General features: G+C 59.8%; 1 protein-coding gene. It reads left to right on the top strand.

The features are described 5' to 3' along the window. The first annotated feature begins 11 nt into the window (after positions 1-11). Positions 12-1,835, top strand: coding sequence for a BCCT family transporter (locus ACR0J4_RS23080; RefSeq protein WP_170644488.1), 1,824 nt, complete (start codon positions 12-14; stop codon positions 1,833-1,835). Positions 1,836-1,887: the final 52 nt, after the last annotated feature.

Raw genomic sequence — 1,887 nt, 5'->3', positions numbered from 1 at the left:
GGAGGAAATTGATGTCGATTAAAGAACCGTTTACGGATTTGGACATTAAGACCGCGGATAGCGGTTTTTATGAGAATAACAGCGTTCCGATTGCGCTGATTAGTAAGGGTGTGATGGTAGCCCTTGTGCTTTGGGCGCTGATTTTTCCGGCGAACGCGAACAGCACTCTGGGCAGCTGGAACTCTCAGATTCTGGAGGTTTTCAACAGCTTCTACGTCATCATCGTAGGTCTGTTTTTCTTCTTTCTGGCCATCGTTGCGCTGCTGCCGGCCACCGGCAAGCGGGTGATGGGGACGCCCGGCGAAAAGCCCGAGTTCTCGAATTTCTCATGGTTCTCGATGATGTTCGGTGCCGGTCTGGGTGTGGGCCTGATGGTGTTCGCCACCGCCGAGCCCCTGGGCCTGTGGGGCTCGAACCCCGTGGTTGTCGCAGGCGACGTGCCTGGCAATGAGCCCGAGGCGGTCCAGTCGGCCTATCGCTACACCTATCTGCACTATGGCTTCCACGCCTGGGCGATCTACGTGGTGACCGGCCTGTCGCTGGCCTATTACGCCTATACGCGCAACATGCCGCTGACCATCCGCTCGGCGCTGACGCCGCTATTCGGCAAGCTGATGAACGGCTTCCTGGGCCATGTGGTTGACGTTCTGGGCGTTGTGGCAACGATCCTGGGTGTGTCGGTGACCATCGGCTATGGCGTCAGCCAGTTTATCGACGGTGTCTATGCGATCACCGGGATGGAGTGGATCATGGACCTGAGCGGTGAGGTTCCGGCCCCGTCGAAGGTTGGCCTGATTGCAGGTCTGCTGGTGATCATGGGCCTGTCGATCATCTCGGCTGTGTCGGGTGTTGGACGCGGTGTTAAGTACCTGTCGAACCTGAACCTGGTGCTGTCGATCATCCTGCTGGGCACATTTGTCGTCTTCGGCTCGTTCGTCTTTGCGATGACCACCTATGGCACCGCGCTGGTGGACTATATCCTGCACTTCCTGTCGCTGAGCTTTGGCGCCTATGGTCCGCTCTCGGCCGAGGCGTTTGCCGCCGCTCTGCCGGTCGAGGCTCAGGCCCATGCGGATGCCCTGATGGGTGGCGCGACCAATGCCTGGGGCAGCTATGACGGCTTCAAGAACGGTCTGGAAGGCGCAGCAGCAGAACTCGACGAGGCCACTCTGGCCGCGGCCTATGCCGCCGGTGAGCAGGGTCGTCAGTTTGGCTGGCAGGCAGGTTGGACCACGTTCTACTGGGCCTGGTGGATTGCGTTCTCGCCCTTCGTTGGCCTGTTCCTGGCGCGCATCTCAAAGGGTCGCACCGTGCGTGAGTTCATCCTGGGCTGTGTCTTCGCACCGGCGCTGGTCTGCTTTGCATGGATGACGGTTCTGGGCGGCACCGCGATTGATCTGGAGCTGGCAGGTGAAGCCGGAGGCGCGATCATCGGGGCATCGAACACCAACAAGCTGTTCGTGACGCTGTCCTACATGATCGACGGTGGTCTGCTGTCGATGCTGAACGTGATGTGTGTGATCCTGATCATGACCTTCCTGGTGACCTCGGCGGATTCGGGCATCCTGGTGATGAACACGATCATGTCGGGCGGCAGCCAGGAGACGGGCATCAAGCACCGCATCATCTGGGGTCTGATCCTGTTGGCCGTGATCGGCGCGCTGATCCTTGCGGCGGGTGAGAACAACCCGATGGACGCTCTGCGCAACGCGATGATCATCGGCGCACTGCCGTTTACCATGGTGATGGGTCTGATGATGGTCGCCCTCGCCAAGGCGCTGTTCCGCGACAGCCAGCGTGACAAACACGCCGAGGCACCACAGGCCGCAGAATAAACCCACCAAAACACAAACAATCCAAGCGCCGCCCCAAAAGGGCGGCGCTTTT

It is taken from the genome of Ruegeria sp. B10 (genome assembly GCF_056539825.1).
Note: the sequence above shows the minus strand (reverse complement) of the source record. Positions and strands in the feature narration are given on the sequence as shown.